Consider the following 20652-nt stretch of genomic DNA (forward strand, 5'->3'; position numbering starts at 1 on the left):
GTACTGAGATTTCGGGGCGGGATGGTGGCCTGCTTGGCAGCCCGTGTTCGGTCAATGGAGAATGGGTTCATGGCCGCTGGCGAAGATCCGCATCTGTCGTTGGTACGACCTGTCGAGCCCACCCCGCCGGACGGCTGCGGAGAGTGTCTGCGGGTCGGTTCGCAATGGGTGCACCTCAGGCTGTGTCTCACATGTGGCAATGTGGGGTGCTGCGACTCCTCTCCGTCGCGGCACGCCCGTGCCCATGCGCACACCCACGAGCACCCCATCGTCCGCTCGTACGAACCGGGCGAGGACTGGCGCTGGTGCTACGTCGACGAGGCCTACGTCTAGCGGGCACGGCTGCTTGGTCGGGCCCCACCTCCGCCGGGCCCGCTCCCTGGAAGAGGAGCGGGCCCACCGACCCGCCGGTGGGCTAGCGGCCGACCGGATGGCGCTGGTGGCGGTTCGCCCACAACGGCGCGACGAGCGCGACCAGGGCAACGGCGACGCCGACCTGAAGAATGTGCCGAATCCAGTCGATGCCCGACGTGTTACGCACGCCGATTGCGCTGGCGATCACGTTTCCGACCAGGGCGCCGACTATACCGACGACCACGGTGAGCCAGATTGGGATATCCTGCCGCCCGCGCATGATAAGTCGTGCGAGAAGACCGATGACGAGACCTGCCAGCACTATCCAAACAATTTGAAACACGACGGACGGCCCCCCTGGGTCGGGTGATGACTACCCCTCGGGTGTCCCCTCCTCGCAGGCATCGCAAACTGTGTCGTCGACCAGACAGGAATAATACGGATGACGTTGATGGCGGAACGCAGTGAGAACGGCGCTCCGTTCGACACGGGTGTTCGGCTGCTTGCGCCGGACGGCACTCTCGTCGACGACCCGCGTTTCACTGTGCGTGCTGACTCCCGGCAGACGGAGTCGTTCTACCGGGAGATGGTGCGGGCGCGCCGCCTCGACGAGGAGGCCACGGCGCTGCAACGCCAGGGCGAGCTGGTCCTGTGGATTCCGCTGCGGGGCCAGGAGGCCGCCCAGGTGGGCTCGGCGGCCGCCGCCGAGCCGGGGGACTTCCTCTTCCCCAGCTATCGCGAGCATGCCGTGGTCTGGCACCGCGGCATCCCCCCGGTCGAGGTGCTGCGCCTGCTGCGGGGCGTCACGCACGGCGGCTGGGATCCCGAGGCGTACAACGTGGCCAACTACGTGCTCGTGCTGGCGTCGCAGACCCTGCACGCGGTGGGCTACGGCCTGGGCGTCCGCCTCGACGGCGCAGCCGGCCAGGTGGTGATGGTCTACCTCGGTGACGGCGCGATGAGCCAGGGCGACGCGAACGAGGCGTTCGTCTGGGCCGCGAGCTTCGGCGCGCCGGTGGTGTTCTTCTGCCAGAACAACCAGTGGGCGATCTCCACACCCAGCGCGCGCCAGTCACCCGTGCCGCTGGCACGCCGCGCGGCGGGCTTCGGCTTTCCGGGCGTGCGGGTGGACGGCAACGACGTGCTGGCGGTGCATGCGGTGACCACCTGGGCCCTGGAGCACGCCCGCTCGGGTCAGGGCCCCGTCCTGATCGAGGCGAACACCTACCGGATGGCGCCGCACACGACGTCCGACGACGCCAGCAGGTACCAGGAGGCCGCCGAGGTCGCGGCGTGGCGGGCGCGCGACCCGATCGACCGGGTCGCGCTGCTGCTCGGCCACACGCACGACCCGGCCTGGTTCGAGGGTGTGCGGGCGGAGGCGGAGGAAGCCGCGGCCACGCTGCGCCGGGAGTGCCTGGCCCTGCCCGACCCGGCCCCGCGGACCCTGGTGGATCATGTGCTGGTGGGTGGCTCCGCGCTACTTCGGGAGCAGCGGGGTGAGATCTGGGAGGGTTGACGCCGTGATAGACGTTGAGCTTCGCGGCGTGTCCGACCCCCGGCCCGCGGCCGGTGAGAGCCCCCAGCCCGACCAGCCGAACGCCGATCAGAGCACAGAGCAGAGCACCGCGCGCACTGGCGAGCGCCCCGGCGACCCCCAGATCGCCGTGGTGCGGATCGACCGGCCCGAGCGCCGCAACGCGCTGGACACCGAGCACTGCCTCGGCCTGCGCGCCGGCATCGGCCGGGCGCTGGACGCCGGTGTCCGTGCCGTGGTCCTCACCGGCTCCGGGACGAGCTTCTGCGCCGGCGCGGATCTCGACCAGGTCTACGGCGAGGCCTTCACCGACGCGCTCTACGGGGCGCTGCACGCGCTCACCGGCGCGCCCGTCCCGGTGATCGCCGCCATCAACGGCCCGGCCATCGGCGCAGGGCTGCAGCTCGCGCTCGCCGCGGACCTGCGTGTCGCCGTCGAGGAGGCCTCGTTCGCGGTGCCGACGGCGCGGCTCGGCCTGTCGGTGGACCCGTGGACGCTGCGCCGGCTGGCCGAGCTGGCCGGCGGCGGCGCGGCCCGCGCCATCGTGCTGGGCTGCGAGAGCGTCCCGGCGCGCCGGGCCTTCGAGCTGGGACTGGTCCAGCGCGTCGGCGGGCTCGACACCGCCCTCGCCTGGGCCCGGGAGATCGCCGGCCTCGCGCCGCTGACCCTCGCCTACTCCAAGCGCGCGTTCAACGCGGCCGCCGACCCCGAGACGGTGCGTCCCGGTGAGGTGATGGCCGCCTACCAGGCATGCTGGACCAGCGAGGACGCGCAGGAGGGCCGCCGCGCCCGGACCGAGAAGCGCGCACCGGTCTTCCAGGGCAAGTAGCTGACAGCCGGCCGCGTCAGGCGGGCGTCAGGCGGGCGAGGAGACGGGACGGGACGGTGGTCGCGATGGCGAAGTTCGAGACACGCAATCCGGCGACGGACGAGGTCATCGGGACCTACCTGGCGATGTCCGCCGACGACGTGGCGGCGAGCGTGCGGTCGGCCCGGGCCGCCGCGGGGCAGTGGCGGGCCGCGGGCTTCGCGGGCCGCCGCGCCGCCCTGCTGCGCTGGGACGCCTGGCTCGCCGCCCACGACCGCGACCTGATCGAGCTCATACACCTGGAGAACGGGAAACCGGAGATCGACGGCCGGCTCGAGCTCCTCCTGGCCTGCGAGCAGCTGCGCTGGGCGGCGCGCAACGCGCACCGGGTCCTGCGCGCCCGCCGGGTCCGCACCGGGCTCGTGCTGGCCAACCACAAGGCCCGCATCGACCACCTGCCCTACGGCGTGGTCGGCGTGATCGGCCCGTGGAACTACCCGGTCCTGACGCCGATGGGGTCCATCGCCTACGCGCTGGCCGCGGGCAACACCGTCGTGTTCAAGCCCAGCGAGCTCACGCCCACCGTCGGCGTGTACCTGGCCGAGGCGTTCGCCGCCGCGAACCCGGACCTGCCCCCCGGCGTGTTCACCGCGGTGACCGGGCTCGCAGAGACCGGGGCGGCGCTGTGCACGGCCGGCGTCGACAAGATCGCCTTCACCGGCTCGGCGGCGACGGCGCGGCGGGTCATGGCCACCTGCGCCGAGACGCTGACCCCCGTCCTCGTCGAGTGCGGCGGCAAGGACGCGGCGATCGTCGCGGAGGACGCCGACCTGGCCACCGCGGCACGCGCGGTGGCCTGGGGGGCGACGTCGAACGCCGGCCAGACCTGCGCCGGGGTGGAGCGCGTCTACGTCGTCGCCGGTGTCCGGGACGCCTTCCTCGCCCAGCTGCGCCGCGTCCTCGCCGACATCCGGCCCGGGTCGGACGCCGGCGCCGACTACGGCCCGATGACACTGCCCCGCCAGAGCGAGGTCGTCCGCCGCCACCTCGACGACGCGCTCGCCCGCGGCGGGACGGCGCTGCTCGGCGGCCCGGAGTCGGTGCGCGTGCCGTACATCGACCCGATCGTGCTCGTGGACGTCCCCGAGGACAGCGCGGCCGTGCGCGAGGAGACCTTCGGGCCGATGATGACCGTGCGCACCGTCGCCGACGTCGACGAGGCCGTCGCCCTGGCGAACGGCACCGCCTACGGCCTCGGCGCGACCGTGTTCTCCCGGGCCCACGGCGAGGAGATCGCCGCGCGTCTCGACGCCGGGATGGTCTCGGTCAACGCGGTGCTGTCGTTCGCGGCGATCCCGGCGCTGCCGTTCGGCGGGAGCGGCGACAGCGGGTTCGGCCGGGTCCACGGCGCCGCCGGCCTGCGGGAGTTCGCCCGGCCGCGCTCGGTGGCCACCCGCCGGGTGGGCCTGCCCTGGGTCAACGCGACCAGGTTCAACCCTGCCCCGGGGACGTCCGCGGTGCTGAGGTGGCTCATCCGGCTCCGTCACGCTGTGGGGGGTCACGGGGCGGGGCGTCCAGACGCGGGCCGGCGCGATCCGTCGGGCCAGGGCCAGGGCCAGGGCCGTCGGCCGGCGCGAGCAGCCAGGCGAGCAGCTGGCAGCTGACGCCGGGGACGGCCGGCAGCCCCAGCTTCGCCCGCAGACCCGCCAGCACACCCACCTCGACCGGCTGCCCGCGCAGCGCGAGTACCAGTGCCGCGCGCTCCCGCTCGTCCAGCCGGAGCAGGTCCGGCGCGCGTTCCGGCCGGGTCACCAGCCGGCGGGCGACGTCGCCGTCGACGACGATCTCGCCCCGCACCAGCCGGCTCAGCGTCGAGCGCAGGACGTCGCGCTGGGTGATGTTGGACTTGAGCGCGTAGCCGGTTCCCGGCAGCGCCCCGCCGAGCAGCTCGGTGGCGTAGGGGGCCTCGTCGTCGGCGGAGAACACCAGCACCGCCACGTCCGGGCGGAACGCCTTGATCCGCCGCGCGGTGCGCAGCCCCTCGTCGGTGCCGGTGGGCGGCATCCGCATGTCGACCAGGGCGACGTCCACCGGGGCGGTGGCGGGTGTGGCCATCACCACCGAGACCAGGTCGGCGCCGCGTTCCACCACGGCGACGACGTCCACGCCGAGGCTGGTCAGCAGCGCCCGCAGGCCCTCGCGGAAGTGCGGGCTGTCGTCGGCGATCGCTACCCGCACGGGACCGTCACCCGGGTCGTGGTGGCGCCGCCGGCGGCACCGCGTACGGCGACCCAACCGCCCAGCGCCCGGGCGTGGTCGGCGGCGGCGCGTACCCCGCCGGCCACCGGCACCGCGCAGGTGACCTCGCCGACGAGCATCGCGCCCTCGGCGCGCACCTCGACCCGGGCGGCCCCCCACTCTCTCCTGCCCGCCGTCGGCCCCGCCGCGGCTGGTCCCGCCGCCAGCCCTGACACGCCCGGCCCCACCGCCAGCTCTGACACCACCGGTCCCGCCGCGGCCGGCTCCGGCATCCCCGCGGCCGTGTCCGGCGGTGGAACCGCGTCGGCGGCCGCGATGGCGCGCAGCGCGGCGGCGAGCGCCGCGTACATCGCCCGCTCGGCCGTCGTGTCGAAGCGGCCGGCGGGCACCCGCAGCAGGCTCGGGCCGCCCAGCCCCAGCCCCGCGGCGAGACTCTCCAACGCCGGGAGCAGGCCGTCCCGCTCCAGGACGGCGGGATGGGCCTCCCGGGCGATGTCGGCGAGCTCGCCGTGCGCCGCGCGCAGCCCCTCGCCGATTTCCGCCAGGGCCCGCGCGGTGGCCGGTTCCGACACCGTCCGGGCGACGTCCCCCGCCGCCGCGGCGAGCTCGGCCAGGCGCCGGCGGACGCCGTCGTCCAGCTCCCGCCCGACCAGCGCCCACTCGTGGGCCTGCGTGCGCGCGGCCCGCCGGCGTTCCTCACCCAGGCGGACGAGCTGCGCGCGCAGGCCGCTCTGCGCCCGCGCCTGCTCCAGCGCCGCGGCCGCCGCGGCCAGCGCCGCCGCCACCTGCCGCCGGTGGCAGCACAGGACGGGATCGATGCTCAGCACCGCGACCGGCGCGCCGGCCGCGGACCGCACCGGGACGTACCAGCGCTGTTCCGGGCCCGGCCGGTCCGACCGTTCCCCCCGGTGGTCCTCCGGGGGGAGGTCCACCACCTGGCCGTGCAGATCCACCAGCACCTCCGTGTCCGGCTGGTGGCAGGTGTCCGGCTGGCGGTAGTAGACCTCGAGGGTGGCGTCGCGCAGCAGGGCCCGCAGCGCCGCCCGCACCGACGCCGGTGTCGGCGACCCGATCTCCCGGCCGAGCCGGTCGGCGGTCGTCGCCAGCAGCAGCCGGCGGTGGGCGCCGACGGCGAGCAGCGCGACGGGGGTGACGATCGACGCGGCCCCCTGCAGCGCGACCGCGTCCTCGACGCGGCCCAGCTCGGGTTCGGCCATCAGGCCCGGGTAGGTCACCGCGGTGACGAGCGCCACGAAGCCCGCCGAGAGCAGCACCGGACCGGCGACGACCCGCTCCAGGCCCCGCGCCGCCCGGATCCGGGCGACCGCCAGCAGCACGAACGTCACGGGCACCAGGACGTAGAGGACGAGCAGGACGTCCAGCGCCGCCTCGAAACGGGCCCGGCCGACGAGCAGCGGCGCGGGCCACAGCACACCGTCGGTGAAGCCGTTCCAGGACGGCCGGGAGATGACGACCGTCAGCACCTGCCCGCCCAGCAGGATCACCGCCGCGGATGTGACCCACCACCGGTCGGCCCGGCCGCGCAGGGTGTTCCCCGGGTAGAGCAGCAGCCCCCAGGCGTAGGCCACCCAGTAGACGGACTGGCCGAGGACGGCGATCAGCGGCAGCGGGCCGACGTCCCAGCTCATCAGCCAGGTCAGCGGGCAGCACAGGCCGCCGAGGGCCAGCAGCTCCCCACACCGGCGTGACGACGGGTCGCCGCGCAGCAGCATGCCGGCGACGACCAGCGCCACCGCCACCGCCACGTTCGGGACGGCGGCCAGCCGGTGGCGCTCCCAGTACGGCCACCCGGCGGCAACGGTCGCCGCGGCCACGAGCAGCGTCGTGGCCGTCGTCGAGGCGGCGAGCCGCGCCGTCGCGGAACGCCCGGAGCCGACCGGCATCCGTCAGGTGTACCCGAGCGAACGCGGGGTTCCTACCGGATGTCCCCCGGAACGGCCCCGGGTTATCCCGGTGCGTGACCGGGCCGTCCGGGGGACGTGAGAAGATCCGGTGTGCGTGTTGCGATCGCCGAGGACAGTGGGCTCATCCGGGAGGCGCTCAGCGTTCTGCTCGCGACCATCGGGGTGGAGGTCACCGCCTCCGTGCCGACCGGTACGGAGCTGCTCGCCGTCGTGCGGGACGCCCCGCCCGACGTCGCGATCGTGGACATGCGGATGCCCCCGACCAGGACCAACGAGGGGCTGCTGACGGCCCGCGCGCTGCGGCAGGCGCACCCGGGGATGGGCGTCCTGGTGGTCACCGCGCACGACGACGACCCGTTCGCCGCGGACCTGTTCGCCGGTGGCGCCGCCGGCATCGGGTACATGCGCAAGGACAACATCACCAACCGGCAGGCGTTGAAGGACGCCCTCGAGCGGCTCCGCGAGGGGCAGCCGGTCATCGACTCGCACATCGCCGCGCGGCTGCTCGCAGGCTACCCGCAGTCGCAGCGACTGAGCGGGCTGTCGGAGCGCGAGCGCCGCATCCTCGAGCTGATGGCCCAGGGCCTGTCGAACAGCGGGATCGCTCAGCGGGTGCACCTGAGCCCGAAGACGGTCGAATCCCACATCGCGAGCATCTTCACCAAGCTGGGGCTGCGGCCGGAGCCAACCGAGAACCGCCGGGTGCTCGCCGTCCTGGCCTGGGCGGACGCCGCCCGCCACGGCTGAGCCCGCCGGCCACGGCTGAGCCCGCCGCCACGCCTGCCGCCGGCCACCCGCCGGCGCCACGGTGGGCGGATTCGGTCGGCTCTGCGGGCCCGACCGCTTACACTCAGATGATCTTATCGTCGTCGTGCGAGGTGCCATGAGCGGGTCGGACGCCCTGAATCGCGTCATCACGTTCTGTGGGAAGTGCAGCTGCGGCTGCCCGGAGCTCTACATCGACCACCACGCCGCGGCCGACCGCCGGGTCGTCCTCACCGACGACTTCGGCCAGCGGATCCAGATGAGCATCGAACAGCTGGAAGTCATCGTCGACGAGGCTCGGGCGGGTCGCATCAGCTCGCTGGTGGCCGCCGAGCTCGCCGCTGGGGGGTGACCCACCGCCACCCGGTGGCCGCGGACCTGGTTCCGCTGGCCGGTCCGCTGGCCGTAGCCGCCGGCGTGGCCTCAATCATCGTCGCAATGATCCACTTGTGGCGGATGCGCGCCCTGTTCCGCCGCCCGGTGGCGGCGGACGGGCCGCGTACGCACGCGTCCGCCGCGGACGGCTGGATCGAGGGCGGGCACGTGCTGGTCGCGGCCGGGATGGCGGTCATGTTCACCGGCCCCGCCCGGCTCGTCGGCTCCTGGCCGTTCCTCGCGCTGTACCTGGCGTTGACGGCGGCGCTGCTCGTCGGGCTCGTCACCCATCCCCGGTGCAGTGCGCCGGGCATGTGGTCCTGCTGTGCGCTGCTCGTCGTGGAGGCGGCGGCGATGGCGTGCATGTCCGGGGCGGCCTGCGTCGCCGGCTGGCCGCTGCGCACCGACGGGGCGATCGGCGCCTGGTGTGTCGTCATCTTCGGCGGGGCGTGCCTGGCGGCGCTGGCCGGCCCGTCGGCGCGCCGGTTCGCCGCGCCGCCGCCGGCGCGCCCGCGCGTCCGTGAGCTGGCCGCCCGGCTGATCCGGATCTTTCCGGAACCGGTCGTCCCGCGCGGATCCCGACTGATCATGTCGGGTGGAATGATCCTGATGCTCCTCGCCCGTACCTGATCGCCCACTCCCGTACCCCCCGGGTGACCTGCTCCGAAACCGCGCATTCCACTCCCTGAGCGGGCGGCGAGCCCGAAGTGCGCCTACGGTCGGCCGGTCGGCAGATACGAGGCCCAAGGGGGCGGTCGCCATGCGTCGAGTCGTGTTCATCTCCGTACTGGCCGCCGCGGTCATCTTGAGCGGGGCGGCGTCTGCGGTGTCCGCCGCGCCGACCGCGGTGCAGTCACCCCCGGCCGCCACACCGGGCGCCGCGCGCAGCCCGGGTGCTGTGGCCAGCTCAGGTGCCGTGGCCAGCCCGTCAGGCCCTGGCAGCTCGGCCGTCGTGGCCGGTTCGTTGAGCCTGGCGGAGGCGTCGGGCCTTGTCCGCGGCCGTGGTTACACACCGATCACCACGGACGGCTACGAGCCCACCCACGATCTCAGCGTGATCGTCGGGCGGCTGTCCACCTCGGTGGACGGCCATCCGCAGCAGGCCTTCTTCTTCCACCGCGGCCGGTTCGTCGGGACGGACGCCGTCGCGAGCGCGGGCGTGCGGTGGGTGTGGTCGACCAGCGAGGTGGTGGCGCTGCAGTACGACCTGTACCGCCCGGCGGACCCGATGTGCTGCCCGAGCGCGGGCGCGGCGAGCGTGCGGTTCCGCTGGGACGGCACGTCGGTCGTGCCGCTCGACCCGATCCCGACCAGCAAGTGGACCGCCGCCGAGAGCCGCCGCTGACCAGCGACGCAGTGCCGGTGGGACCGCCGGCGGGTGGGACCGCCGCCGCGGCCGGGCCCGGGTCAGCCCCCGGGCCCGGCCGCGCTGGTCACGCCGGAGGTCAGTGGCCCTCGGCCGCCTCGACCAGCTCGGTGAGCACCCCGCCGAGGCCCTTCGGGTGCATGAACGCGATCCGGCTTCCGGATGTCCCGTGCACCGGCGTCTTGTTGACCAGGTCGAACCCGGTGACGGTGAGCGCCGCCAGCGCCGCGTCGATGTCCGCCACGCCGTAGGCGATGTGGTGGATGCCGGGGCCCTTCTTCGCCAGGAACTTCCCGACCGGGGTGTCCGGGCGCACCGGCTCGAGTAGCTGGACGTAGGAGCCGCCCGTGTCGCCGTGGTGCACCAGCAGCATCGCCTCGCGCACGCCCTGCGCCTCGTTCGTCTCCTGATGCGCGACCTTCAGGCCGAACGCCGCCTCGTAACGAGGGATGGCCTCCTCCAGCGAGGCCACGGCGATTCCGACATGGTCGATCCTGGTCAGCACAAAAATCGCTCCTGCCTCGTGGACGGGCGGCCCTGGTCGCGTCCTGCCTGGCGGGCCAGAACTCCGAGCCTGCCCGGATCCGGCCCGGCGGTCCACTGAAGCGGCAGGTCGGCCGTGTCGGGCGCGCCACCCCCGCCCGGCCACGGGCTTGGCCACGCCGCCCGGTCGCCGCCCCGTCGCGGCCCGGCACCGGCGTGCCCGGGCCGCGACGTGGACGGCTCGACGGCCGCGCGCCGCCCCTGGATCAGGCGAACAGCCTGTCGTGGGTGAGCGGGCCCACGACGCCGTCCGGGACGAGGCCGTTCTTCTTCTGGAAGTCGACGACCATGTGGTTGGTCTGCGGACCGAACCGGCCGTCGATGGTGATCGGGTAGCCGATGGCGGCGAGCCGCTTCTGCACCAGCGCCACGTCCCAGCGGACGCCCTCGACCCCGAGCCGCATGTAGCCCGAGCTGGCGGGCGCCGGTGCCGTCGCGGCCGGTGCGGCCGGCGTGACGGCCGAGATCGTCCGGGCGCCGGTGCCGCTGCCCACCGCGGCCGCCGCCGCGGCGCCGCGGGCCAGGTACTTCACGTGCATGCCGTTCTTGTAGGCGCTCCAGGCACCGATGCCCTGGCTGGCGCATACCTGCCGTGCGGCCCAGGCGTTGACGTTCGGGTCGTAGAGGTTGCGGCTACCGACCCAGCTCGAGTGCGCGCGCATGTTGATCTGCCAGAGGCCGCGGGAGTCCTCACCGACCGTCGCGTGGGCCGTTGTGTTGCCGCCCGACTCGGCCAGCGCCACCGCGACCCAGGTGCTCAGCGGAATCCCGCGGCAGGACGGCAGGCCCGCGTTCTGCGCCGCCTGCGCGATGGTGACGTCGGAGGCGGTGGCCGCGCTCGCCGGGCCCGCGGTGAACATCAGGCCCGCCGACGCGCCGATGACGCTCGCCGCGGTGACCACGGCGGCGCGGCCTCGCCCGGGTCCCCGTCCGGAGGTGTTCGGACGGCTGGACCTGCGGTGCTTTCCATGCGACATCTAAGAATCTCGTTTCTGCTATGAAGAACAGAGCTTCTGAATGTCCGGATGGGAAATTGATCCGTACACGGATCAAAAAGTTACGGCAACGATTCGCCCGGCGAGGGAAGCATGGCTCAGTGCGCCGGCGTTCTGTCGGCGTAAAAGTATTCCGGACCTGGTGGGTCTAGATTTCCTGCGTCAACCCCGGGATGCGGGCACTGTGCGGTCGCGGCGGCTGCCCGAGGGACGGGTGAAAGGCCCGCCTGGGTGATCCAGACATGCGTGCGTACACGACGATCCTTCCCGTACGCCTGCGAGGTTAGCTGTCGGGTTCGGGCCGGGAAGCCCGGTCGGCCTTTACCGCATCTGCGGCGCGGTCGACTTCACCCCGAGGACGGCCGCCCGTGCGCGGGTGGCCGTCCGGAGGAACGTGGTTCCCCCGCTTCTGCCCTGCTGATCGCTAGGAGGGGACGACGGGCCTAGGGCAGAACTCGGCGTACGGCCCGTCGCTTGCTGCGAGCCAGGACACCGTAACGAACTACTAAGGGTAATCGCAAGTACTAATTTTCTTGTACCGACGGCGCATCCTGGTCACGATGCGTACACAGAATCGAGATCGAGACACTCCGGGCAGTAACCGGCGACGCTGCGGCGCGGGCATCCGCCCGGACGTCGCCACACCCGGCGCGGACGGCGACCGGGGCTGCGGGGGAGCTGGGCCGGGCATGCCTCGGCCCGGGCGCCTTCGTGCGCGCCCGGGCCGAGGGTGAGGGGGAGTCAGCGGTGCCGTTGGGCCGGCCGGCTGGAGGTTCCCCGCTGGGTCGGTCAGACCCAGCCGGGCATCGGGTAGGCCGACATCAGGTCCCTGACCTCGCCCGCGATCCGCTCGATGGTCGCCTCGTCCGCGTCGCCGGCGGCCTTGACGGCCTCGTCGATCCAGGCGGCGAGGGTGGGCATCTGCTCCGGACGCAGCCCGCGGGTCGTGATCGCGGCGGTTCCCAGGCGCACCCCGGACGGGTCGAACGGCTTGCGCGGGTCGAACGGCACCGTGTTGTAGTTCAGCTCGATCCCGGCCCGGTCGAGTGCCTTCGCCGCCGGCTTCCCGGCGACTCCGCGACTCGTCAGGTCAATGAGGATGAGATGGTTGTCGGTGCCGCCGGTGATGAGATCGAAACCGCGTCCGGAAAGCGCCTCGGCGAGCGCCTTCGCATTCGCGACGACCCGGTGCGCGTACTCCCGGAAATCTGGTGTCGCGGCCTCCCGCAGGGCGACCGCGACGGCGGCGGTGGTGTGGTTGTGCGGGCCGCCCTGAAGGCCCGGGAAAACGGCCTTGTCGAGTGCCGTCGCGTGCGCGGCGTCCGACATGATCATGGCGCCGCGCGGGCCGCGCAGCGTCTTGTGCGTGGTCGTCGTGATGACCGGAGCGTGCCCGACCGGCGATGGGTGGGCGCCGCCGGCGATCAGCCCGGCGATGTGGGAGATGTCCGCGACGAGCACGGCGTCGATCTCGCGGGCGATCGCCGCGAACCCGGGAAAGTCGATGGTGCGGGGGATCGCCGTCCCGCCACAGAAGATCACCTTCGGCCGGTTCTCGAGGGCGAGGTCGCGGACCTCGTCCAGGTCGACCCGCCCGGTGTCCTGGCGGACCCCGTACCGGACCCCGCGGAACCAGCGGCCGGTCGCCGACACCGTCCAGCCGTGGGTCAGGTGGCCGCCGGAAGGCAGGCCCATTCCCATCACCGGGTCGCCGGGCTGCAGGAAGGCCAGGTAGACCGCGAGGTTGGCGGGGGAGCCGGAATACGGCTGGACGTTCGCGTGCTCGACGCCGAACAGCGACTTCGCCCGGTCGATCGCCAGCGTCTCGATCGGGTCGATGACCTGCTGGCCCTCGTAGTAGCGCTTGCCGGGGTAGCCCTCGGAGTACTTGTTCGTCAGCACCGAGCCGGACGCCTCCAGCACGGCGGTGGAGACGTAGTTCTCGGACGCGATCAGGCGGATCTTCTCGTACTGCCGCCGGGCCTCGGCCTCGACGAGGCCGCCGATCTCCGGATCGGCGGCGGTCAGGTGGGTCATCGCGGGCTCATGCATGTGTACCTCCACGCGGACAGACGTCTACGTCGGAGGCGCCCAGGCGCACGGCGCCGCCAGCAGCTTCGTCGCTTCCCGGTGGTTGCTTCCACCCGAGCGCGCCAGTCACGACCCTTCGCCCGCCATCGTAGTGGCTCGGTCCCGCTTCCCACCGGCGGGTGATCGGCGGCCCCTCCTCGGGTGCGCCGGCCCGCAATGGTGACGTTCGTCACGTCTGGGCTGTCGCTTCGGTTACGGATGGCATCCGAGCTGGCGGTTGAAGTCACCGGGATCGCTGCGCCGCCGCGGTGGTTAATGGCCGAAATGCCTGCCATCAAGAGGAATCTTTGGGAATCGGACATACCCGACAGATGGGATGGGGGCGGCTCCTTGCAGGTCATCGTCCCTGGTCGGCTGTTGACGCCGCCCCGGCCAATCGGGCATTGTCCACCTATGCGGTCGAGATTCCTCCCCGTGGCGTGTCGCTACGTGGACTACCGGCGGACGTCCAGCGCACTCTGTCGCTGACATTTCCGCTTCCGTATCGACCCCTCCGGCGGAAAGGTTCCAGCGGGAGACGCCGACCTCAGCCTGACCGTGCCATGTGATCGCGACCGTCGCTGCGGGTTTGCGGGGTCCAGCGTCACTGGCCAGGTCTCTCATCCCCGTTTCCACTCCACCCCTATCCATGTCTACCGAAGACATGTCCCAGGCGGAGCCCGAATTCAGGGCGTCGGTGACCGCTGATTGCGGCCTGCCTACGCATCGCTACGGGCCACGCCTGCTATTCCGCGCGCCCACTTTTCTGCGAAAGGACGACCGTCCCCCGTGAACGCACCTCTCCGAGCCGATTCGACGCTAATGGGCCGCCGTGGCTTCCTCGGTCTCGGCGTACTCGCTGGCTCCTCCCTGCTGCTCGCCGCCTGCGGCGACGACAGCGGTTCGGTCTCGTCCGCCGGCAAGGAGGGCGGGACGTTGCGTTGGGGCTGGTCGACCGTCACCTCCTGGGACCCGGTGACCTCGTCCGCGGGCTGGGACGTGCACGCGCTTTCATTGGCCTACGCCGCCCTCACCAAGCTCGACGAGAAGGGCAACCCGGTCCCGGCGCTGACCGAGTCGTGGAAGTACAACGCGGACGGGACCCAGGTGGCCTTCACCCTGCGGGCCGGCCTGACGTTCAGCGACGGCACACCGCTGAACGCGACCGCGGTCAAGAAGAGTCTCGAGCGGGGCAAGAGCTTCCCGGGATCGCTCGTCGCCGCGCAGCTCGCCACGGTGGAGTCGGTGGCCGCGGACGACGACGCCCGGACCGTCACCATCGAACTGGCCGCCACCGACTACCAGATCCCGAGCCTGCTCGCCGGCAAGACCGGCATGATCGTCAGTCCGACGGCCTTCGAGAAGGACGCGAAGGGGCTGGCCACCAAGCCGGTCGGGGCCGGGCCGTTCCGGCTCACCGAGTACGTGCCGAACCAGTCGGCGAAGCTCGTCCGGTTCCCCGAGTACTGGGACAAGGCGAACATCCACCTCGACGCCTTCGAGCTGTACCCGGCGCCGGAGGCGGCGACGGCGGTCCCGGCGCTGCAGTCCGGGCGGCTCGACGTCGCCCAGATCCCGGGCAGCCAGGTCGAGGCGGCGAAGGCCGCCGGCCTCGAGGTGCAGGTCATCCCCTCGCTGGTGACGACGGTTCTCGACGTGAACATCACCATGAAGCCGTTCGACAATCCGAAGGTCGTCCAGGCGTTCAAGCACGCCCTCGACCGCAAGGCGCTCGCCGACACCCAGACCTTCGGGCTCGGCGTGGTCAACTACCAGCCGTTCCCGCCGGGGTACGTCGGCCACGATCCGAGCCTGGACAACGCGTTCCCGTACGACCCGGCGAAGGCGAAGAAGCTGCTCGCCGAGGCCGGGTTCCCGGACGGCGTCGAGGTGCCGCTGACCACCACGGGCGTCAGCTCCGCTCTTGCCGAGCAGGTGCAGGCCCAGCTCGCCAAGGTCGGCGTGAAGCTCACCATCGAGACGATCCCGGCGGCGCAGGCCACCCAGATCATGTACATCCAGCACTCGAGGGCGCTGGCCACCGACGGCTTCGCCGGTCGTGACTCCGCTGTGCAGGCCTTCCAGGTGCTGTTCGGCGAGCAGGGCCTGATGAACCCCGGCCGGCAGACGCCCCCCGAGCTGACCGCCGCGCTGCAGAAGGTGCGGGAGACGCCGTTGGACGACCCGTCGTACCCGACGGTGCTCCGGGCCGCCACGAAGATCGCGGTCGAGAAGATGCCGAACATCTTCCTCTTCACCACGCCGCGTGTTCTCGCCCGCAAGAAGAGCGTCTCGGAGCTGGGCAGCTTCCTGGCAGTGCAGCGCTTCGAGGGCGTCCGGGTCGGGTAATGCCAGCCACCGACGGTGAGGGCACCAGATGACGACACTCGAGATCAGCCCGGCGGTCGAGCCGGCCGGCGCGGCGGCTGAGCCCCCGGCCGGCCGGCGGGCCGGCTGGGGCAGGGCATTCGCACGGCCGCTGCGCAGTGCGCTGTCGGTGGGCATTCCGGTGGTGCTGCTCTCCACCTTCATCACCTACGCGATGGGGGCTCTCACCGACACCAACCCGGCGGCCCAGGTGCTCGGCGAGACCGCGACACCGGCGGACATCGACCGGATGAACCACTACTTCGGGCTCGACCGGCCGCTGCTCGTCCAGTACTTCAGCTGGCTCGGCCGCGCCCTCACCGGCGACCTCGGGCGGTCCTACTTCACCACGCTCCCGGTCACCGACAGCATCACCCAGGCGCTGCCGGTGAACGTGTCGATCGCAGTCCTGTCCGTGCTGCTCGCCGTCCTGGTCGGCGGCGGGCTGGGCATCGGGGCGGCGCTGTCGTCCGGCGGCTGGTTCGACCGGGCGGTCACCATGCTGTGCTCGGCCGTGGCCACCGTGCCGCCGTTCGTCGTCGGCATCGGGCTGATCGTGCTGTTCTCGGTGACGGTCCCGATCCTTCCCTCCGGCGGCTACGTGCCGTTCACCGAGGATCCGGGCCAGTGGCTGCGGTTCGCCATCCTGCCGTCGATCGCGCTGTCGGTGGACGCCGCCGCCGGCCTCGCCCGCCAGCTGCGCACCTCCCTCGTCGGGGAGCTGCGGGCGAACTACACACCGGGGCGGACGTCCGCGGGCTGACGAGGCGAAGGGTCGTCTTCGGGCACGCCCTGCGCAACGCCGCCGGGCCGGCGCTCACCCTCCTGGGTTACTCCATCCCGCAGCTCATCGGGGCCATGGTCGTCGCCGAGGCGGTCTTCAACCTGCCGGGCCTGGGCAAGCTCGGGCTCGACGCGGCGAGCAAGGGCGACATCCCGGTGATCCAGGGCGTGCTGGTCACCATGATCGGGCTTGTCGTGGTCTGCAACCTCCTGGTCAACGCCGCCCTGCTGCGACTGACACCGCACGCGAAGAGGCAGGAACGATGACGCGGAAGACAGCGGGCCCGTTGCGGCGGGCCGTGCGGCTGCGGTCCACGAAGATCGCGCTGGTGATCCTCGGTGCGGTCGCCGTGCTCGGGTTCCTCGGCGGCACGCTGGCGCCGTCCGACCCGCTCGCCCAGGACACCTCCAACCTGCTGGCCGGCCCGAGCGGCGCGCACTGGCTCGGCACCGACTACCTCGGGCGGGATGTGCTCAGCCGGCTGATGGACGCCACCGGCCGGTCGGTGGTCGGCGCCGTGGAGGCGGTCGCGGTGGCCTTCCTGCTCGGCGTGCCGGCCGGGCTGGGCTCGGTCGTCTTCGGCCGGGTCTTCGAGTGGGTGGCGCAGCGGCTGGTGGACGCGGTGATGACCCTGCCCTACATCATCTTCGCGATCGCCGTGACCGGGATCATCGGCAACGGCCGTGACCAGGCGATGCTCGCCATCGGGGTGCTGCTGGCACCGCTGTTCTTCCGGGTCACCCGCGCGGCGGCGCTCGGCTTCACCCGGGCCCAGTACGTCGAGGTCGCCGAGCTGCTCGGCGCGTCCCGCGGCTGGATCATCCGGACCCACATCTGGTCGAAGGTGCTCCCGACGGTCGCGGTCACCACCGCGCAGCTGTCCGCGGCCGCGCTGCTGGCCGTGTCCTCGCTGTCGTTCCTCGGCATCGGGGTGAAGCCGCCGGCCCCGACCTGGGGCGGGATGCTCTCCAGCGACCTGGGCTTCCTGGCCCAGCAGCCGTGGGCGCCGGCGATCCCGGCGCTGGCCATCATGCTGACCGCCGGCTCGCTGAACGCCATCGCCGACGCGATCCGCGACACCACGGGAATCGCGGTGGATCCGATCGGCCGCGGCGCGACCCGTCCGGACGCCGTGCCGGCGCTCCCGGGGGCTCCGGCCGTCCCGGGAGCGCCGGCCGTGGCCGTCCCCGAGCAGGAGGAGAGGATCCATGCCTGAGCCGGGAACCGGCCGGGGGGACCAGCTGCTGACGGTCGACGGCGTTCGGGTCGCCATCGGCGGCGGGCGGACCGAGGCCGTCCACGGGGTGTCGTTCGAGGTGCGGCGCGGCGAGGCGGTCGGGATCGTCGGGGAGTCCGGCAGCGGCAAGACGCTGGTCTGCCGGTCGGTGCTCGGGGTGCTCGCGCCCGGTTGCGCGGTGACCGCCGGCACGATCGACTTCGCCGGCACCTCGCTGGTCGGCCTGCCGCGCCGAGCCTGGGAGCAGCTGCGCGGTACCCGGATCTCCGCGGTGTTCCAGGACCCGGCCTCGTACCTCAACCCGTCCCAGACGGTGGGCCACCAGCTCGCCGAGCAGCTGCGGGTGAAGGTCGGCAAGCCGCGCCGGGAGGCCCGCACCGCCGCGGTGGCGCTGTTCGACGCGATGGGCCTGCACGAGCCCGAGCGGGTCTACCACCAGTACCCGCACGAACTGTCCGGCGGCATGCTGCAGCGGGTCGTGCTGGCCATCGCGGTGTCCGGCGAGCCGGAGCTCCTCGTCGCCGACGAGGCGACGACCGCCCTCGACGTCACCATCCAGGCCGAGGTGCTGGAACTGCTGGGCAGGCTGCGCAGGGAGCGCGGGCTGGCCGTGCTGGCCGTCTCGCACGACCTCGCCGTCATCGCCGAGCTCTGCGACCGGGTGCTGGTGTTCTACGCCGGCGAGCTCGTCGAGACCGGCCCGACGGCCGAGGTGCTCGACTCGCCGCGGCACCCGTACACCGAGGCGCTGCTGCGGGTCGCCTCGGTCGGCGACTGGGACCGACGCACCCTCGACGTCATCGACGGCGAGCCACCGCCGGTCGGCGCCGAGATCCGCGGCTGCCGGTTCGCCGACCGGTGTGACTTCGCCGCCCCGCAGTGCCGCTCCGGCCCGGTGCCGCTGACCGAGCAGGCCCCCGACCGGGCCGTCCGGTGCGTCCGGGCCAGCGAGATCGCGTTGAGCGGAGCAGGAGCTGTCGGAGCAGGAGCCGCCGTATGACCGACACCGATCTCGCCGACACCGACCTGGCTGACGACGGCCGTGCCACCACCGGCCGTGCCACCACCGGCCGCGCTGCCACCGGCGTCGGTGACACCGGCACCGGCACGGTGGCGGTCCTGCAGACTGAGCTGTTGCGGGTCGAGGGCCTCGGGCTGTCCTTCCCCCGGCCGGGCGGCGGTCGTCGGGTCCGGGTGCTGGACGATGTGGACCTGAGCGTCCGCGCCGGGGAGATCGTCGGTGTCATCGGCGAGACCGGGTCCGGCAAGACGACGCTGGCCCGGGCGATCGCCGGGCTCGGGGCCCCGGACGCCGGCCGGGTCCTCCTGGACGGCGTCGACATCTCCCAGCTGCGCGGCCGGGCCCAGCGGGACTTCCGGCGCAGCGGCGCGCTCCAGTTCGTCTTCCAGGATCCCCTGCGCGCCCTCGACCCGGACCTCACCATCGGGGCGAGCATCGCGGAGGGACTGGCGATCACCGGCACCGGAACCCGGGCGTCGCGGGCCGAGCAGGTGAGCGGCGCGCTGCGTCGGGTCGGCCTCGACCCGGCGGTCGCCGACCGGCTCCCCGCGCAGATCTCCGGCGGCCAGCGCCAGCGCGCCTCGATCGCCCGCGCCGTCATCGGACGTCCCCGGCTGCTGCTGTGCGACGAGCCGGTCAGCGCGCTGGACGCGTCCAACCGCAACCACATCCTGCGGCTGCTCGACGGGCTCCGCCGGCAGCTCGAGGTCGGGATCGTCCTCATCTCCCACGACCTCAGCTCGCTCGCCGGTATCGCCGACCGGGTGGTGGTGCTCTACCGGGGACGGGTGGTCGAGGACGGCCCGATCGCGGACGTGTTCAACCGGCCGCAGCATCCGTACACCGCGCTGCTGATCGCCTCCGCGCCGAGCGTCCGCCGCCAGGACCGGCTCGACCCGGCGTCGCTGCGGCCGGCCGCCGGCGCCGACCCCGGCGCCGACTCTGACTCCGACGGGGCGGCGCGGCGGTCGGCGGGCGGCTGCGTGTTCGCCCACCGGTGCCGCTTCGCCACCCACGCCTGCGCCGAGACCCCGCCGCGGCGGGCCGTCGCCGGCCGGCCGGCCGGCGAATGGGCCGCCGCGTGCCACCACGTCGAAACCTGGCGGGACCAGGTCACCGGCTCCACCGCCATCCTGAAGGAGTCCTCAGCGTGAGCATCGAGTTCATCGGTATCGCCAGCACCTTCGTCGGCAGCGAGTCGGAGGCGTGGTCCGGCCCCGTCGTCGACCCGGACTACCTGGAGCGCCTGGTGCGCACGCACGAGGATGCCGGGTTCGACCGGGTGCTCGTCGCGCACAGCTCCGCGACGCCCGACGGCTTCGTCATCACCGACCAGATCCTGTCCCGGACGACGACGTTGAAGGTGCTGCTGGCGCACCGGCCCGGCTTCACCGCGCCGACGATCGCGGCCCGCCAGTTCGCGACACTGGACGCCTTCCACCCGGGCCGGGTGGCGCTGCACGTCATCACCGGCGGCGACGACGCCGACCAGGCCCGCGACGGCGACCTCACCGACAAGGTGACCCGCTACCGGCGCACCGACGAGTTCCTGGACGTGCTGCGCCGCGAGTGGGAGTCGGCCGAGCCGTTCGACTACGACGGTGACTTCTACACGGTTCGCGGCGCCCGGTCGTCGGTCCGCCCCGAGGGCCGCATCCCCATCTACTTCGGCGGCGCGTCCGCGGACGCCGTCCGGGTCGGCGGCAAGCACGCCGACGTGTACGCGTTCTGGGGTGAGCCGATCGCCGGGATCGTCGAGCGGATCCGCGAGGTGCGGGCCGCCGCCGCGCCGTACGGCCGCGACCCCCGGTTCAGCGTCAGCCTGCGCCCCATCCCCGCGGACACCGAGCAGGCCGCCTGGCAGCGCGCCGCGGACATCCTGGAGCTCACCAGGCAGCGGGTCGGCGACCTGAAGAAGGTGATGAACGTCGACGGGTCGGCCCAGGTCGGCAGCCAGCGGCTGCTGCGCTACGCCGACCAGGCGGACGTCCACGACAAGCGGCTGTGGACCGCGGTCGCCAAGGCCACCGGCGCCGCCGGCAACTCCACCGCGCTGGTCGGCAGCTACGAGCAGGTCGCCGAGTCGCTCGTCGACTACGTCAACGTCGGGGTGTCGACGCTGCTCATCCGCGGCTTCGCGCCGCTGGACGACGCCCGGGACTACGGCACCCTGATCCGTCTCGTCCGCGAGCAGACCGCCGACCGCGAGCCCGTCGGCGCCTCCGCCTGACGACGGGCCCGGCCCG

18 protein-coding genes, 2 pseudogenes and 2 riboswitches are annotated in these 20652 nt (G+C 73.0%); of the genes and pseudogenes, 14 read left to right on the forward strand and 6 right to left on the reverse strand.

The window, feature by feature from the left end; translation table 11 throughout:
- Positions 1-69: 69 nt before the first annotated feature.
- The gene (locus E0504_RS35940) at positions 70-333 is read left to right on the forward strand and encodes a UBP-type zinc finger domain-containing protein (protein ID WP_083391079.1); all 264 of its coding nucleotides are present in this window, start codon (positions 70-72) and stop codon (positions 331-333) included.
- A gap of 82 nt (positions 334-415) precedes the next feature.
- Here E0504_RS35940 and E0504_RS35945 read toward each other — a convergent pair whose 3' ends face one another.
- The gene (locus E0504_RS35945) at positions 416-697 is read right to left on the reverse strand and encodes a GlsB/YeaQ/YmgE family stress response membrane protein (RefSeq protein ID WP_083391076.1); all 282 of its coding nucleotides are present in this window, start codon (positions 695-697) and stop codon (positions 416-418) included.
- A 99-nt stretch (positions 698-796) separates the two neighbouring features.
- Between E0504_RS35945 and E0504_RS35950 the strand changes: the two genes are divergently transcribed.
- The 3 genes from E0504_RS35950 (at position 797) to E0504_RS35960 (ending at position 4363) form a co-directional block, all read left to right on the forward strand.
- The gene (locus E0504_RS35950; RefSeq protein WP_071064427.1) at positions 797-1873 is read left to right on the forward strand and encodes a thiamine pyrophosphate-dependent enzyme; all 1077 of its coding nucleotides are present in this window, start codon (positions 797-799) and stop codon (positions 1871-1873) included.
- A gap of 4 nt (positions 1874-1877) precedes the next feature.
- Positions 1878-2720, forward strand: coding sequence for an enoyl-CoA hydratase (locus E0504_RS35955; RefSeq protein WP_243657773.1), 843 nt, complete (start codon positions 1878-1880; stop codon positions 2718-2720).
- Between the two features lie 65 nt (positions 2721-2785).
- Complete coding sequence (locus tag E0504_RS35960; RefSeq protein WP_112108314.1) at positions 2786-4363, forward strand: aldehyde dehydrogenase family protein; 1578 nt, start codon at positions 2786-2788, stop codon at positions 4361-4363.
- Between the two features lie 337 nt (positions 4364-4700).
- Here the strand turns inward: E0504_RS35960 and E0504_RS52555 are convergent.
- Together E0504_RS52555 and E0504_RS35970 are read right to left on the reverse strand one after the other, a co-directional pair.
- Positions 4701-4937, reverse strand: a pseudogene (locus E0504_RS52555) (response regulator transcription factor); the annotation flags it as partial.
- Positions 4928-6862: a hypothetical protein gene (locus E0504_RS35970; RefSeq protein WP_131626717.1), complete on the reverse strand. Its 1935-nt coding sequence runs from the start codon at positions 6860-6862 to the stop codon at positions 4928-4930. The pseudogene E0504_RS52555 and the gene E0504_RS35970, both read right to left, overlap by 10 nt.
- 111 nt (positions 6863-6973) lie before the next feature.
- On the opposite strand from E0504_RS35970, the gene E0504_RS35975 reads away from it, so the two are divergent.
- From E0504_RS35975 to E0504_RS35985, 4 genes are all read left to right on the forward strand, one after another.
- Positions 6974-7630: a response regulator transcription factor gene (locus E0504_RS35975; RefSeq protein ID WP_020460099.1), complete on the forward strand. Its 657-nt coding sequence runs from the start codon at positions 6974-6976 to the stop codon at positions 7628-7630.
- A gap of 136 nt (positions 7631-7766) precedes the next feature.
- Positions 7767-8000: a hypothetical protein gene (locus tag E0504_RS50720; RefSeq protein WP_041254064.1), complete on the forward strand. Its 234-nt coding sequence runs from the start codon at positions 7767-7769 to the stop codon at positions 7998-8000.
- Positions 7997-8653 (forward strand): DUF5134 domain-containing protein, encoded by a 657-nt coding sequence (locus E0504_RS35980; RefSeq protein WP_165938714.1) that lies wholly within the window; start codon positions 7997-7999, stop codon positions 8651-8653. Before E0504_RS50720 ends, E0504_RS35980 begins: the two co-directional genes overlap by 4 nt.
- 130 nt (positions 8654-8783) lie before the next feature.
- Positions 8784-9368 (forward strand): LppP/LprE family lipoprotein, encoded by a 585-nt coding sequence (locus E0504_RS35985; protein ID WP_112108317.1) that lies wholly within the window; start codon positions 8784-8786, stop codon positions 9366-9368.
- 100 nt (positions 9369-9468) lie between these two features.
- Here the strand turns inward: E0504_RS35985 and mce are convergent, their stop codons facing one another.
- The 3 genes from mce to glyA form a co-directional block, all read right to left on the reverse strand.
- The gene (gene mce, locus E0504_RS35990; RefSeq protein WP_020460102.1) at positions 9469-9894 is read right to left on the reverse strand and encodes a methylmalonyl-CoA epimerase; all 426 of its coding nucleotides are present in this window, start codon (positions 9892-9894) and stop codon (positions 9469-9471) included.
- A 244-nt stretch (positions 9895-10138) separates the two neighbouring features.
- The gene (locus E0504_RS35995) at positions 10139-10909 is read right to left on the reverse strand and encodes a peptidoglycan-binding protein (protein WP_131626718.1); all 771 of its coding nucleotides are present in this window, start codon (positions 10907-10909) and stop codon (positions 10139-10141) included.
- A 275-nt stretch (positions 10910-11184) separates the two neighbouring features.
- Positions 11185-11398: riboswitch (cyclic di-AMP (ydaO/yuaA leader) on the reverse strand.
- A 318-nt stretch (positions 11399-11716) separates the two neighbouring features.
- Entirely contained in the window at positions 11717-12979 is a 1263-nt protein-coding gene (gene glyA / locus E0504_RS36000; protein ID WP_071065917.1) for a serine hydroxymethyltransferase, read from the reverse strand.
- 30 nt (positions 12980-13009) lie between these two features.
- Positions 13010-13098, reverse strand: a riboswitch (ZMP/ZTP riboswitch).
- A gap of 721 nt (positions 13099-13819) precedes the next feature.
- On the opposite strand from glyA, the gene E0504_RS36005 reads away from it, so the two are divergent.
- From E0504_RS36005 to E0504_RS36030, 6 genes and pseudogenes are all read left to right on the forward strand, one after another.
- Complete coding sequence (locus tag E0504_RS36005) at positions 13820-15346, forward strand: ABC transporter substrate-binding protein (protein ID WP_112108319.1); 1527 nt, start codon at positions 13820-13822, stop codon at positions 15344-15346.
- 193 nt (positions 15347-15539) lie between these two features.
- Positions 15540-16414: pseudogene (locus E0504_RS36010) on the forward strand (ABC transporter permease).
- Positions 16411-17364 (forward strand): ABC transporter permease, encoded by a 954-nt coding sequence (locus E0504_RS36015; protein ID WP_112108321.1) that lies wholly within the window; start codon positions 16411-16413, stop codon positions 17362-17364. Before E0504_RS36010 ends, E0504_RS36015 begins: the two are co-directional and overlap by 4 nt.
- Positions 17357-18385, forward strand: a complete 1029-nt coding sequence (locus tag E0504_RS36020; RefSeq protein ID WP_112108322.1) for an ABC transporter ATP-binding protein — start codon at positions 17357-17359, stop codon at positions 18383-18385. The genes E0504_RS36015 and E0504_RS36020 overlap by 8 nt, the downstream gene beginning before the upstream one ends.
- Positions 18382-19560 (forward strand): ABC transporter ATP-binding protein, encoded by a 1179-nt coding sequence (locus tag E0504_RS36025; protein WP_112108323.1) that lies wholly within the window; start codon positions 18382-18384, stop codon positions 19558-19560. Before E0504_RS36020 ends, E0504_RS36025 begins: the two co-directional genes overlap by 4 nt.
- Positions 19557-20636 (forward strand): LLM class flavin-dependent oxidoreductase, encoded by a 1080-nt coding sequence (locus E0504_RS36030; RefSeq protein WP_112108324.1) that lies wholly within the window; start codon positions 19557-19559, stop codon positions 20634-20636. Before E0504_RS36025 ends, E0504_RS36030 begins: the two co-directional genes overlap by 4 nt.
- Positions 20637-20652 lie beyond the last annotated feature (16 nt).

The organism is Parafrankia sp. BMG5.11 (assembly GCF_004337455.1).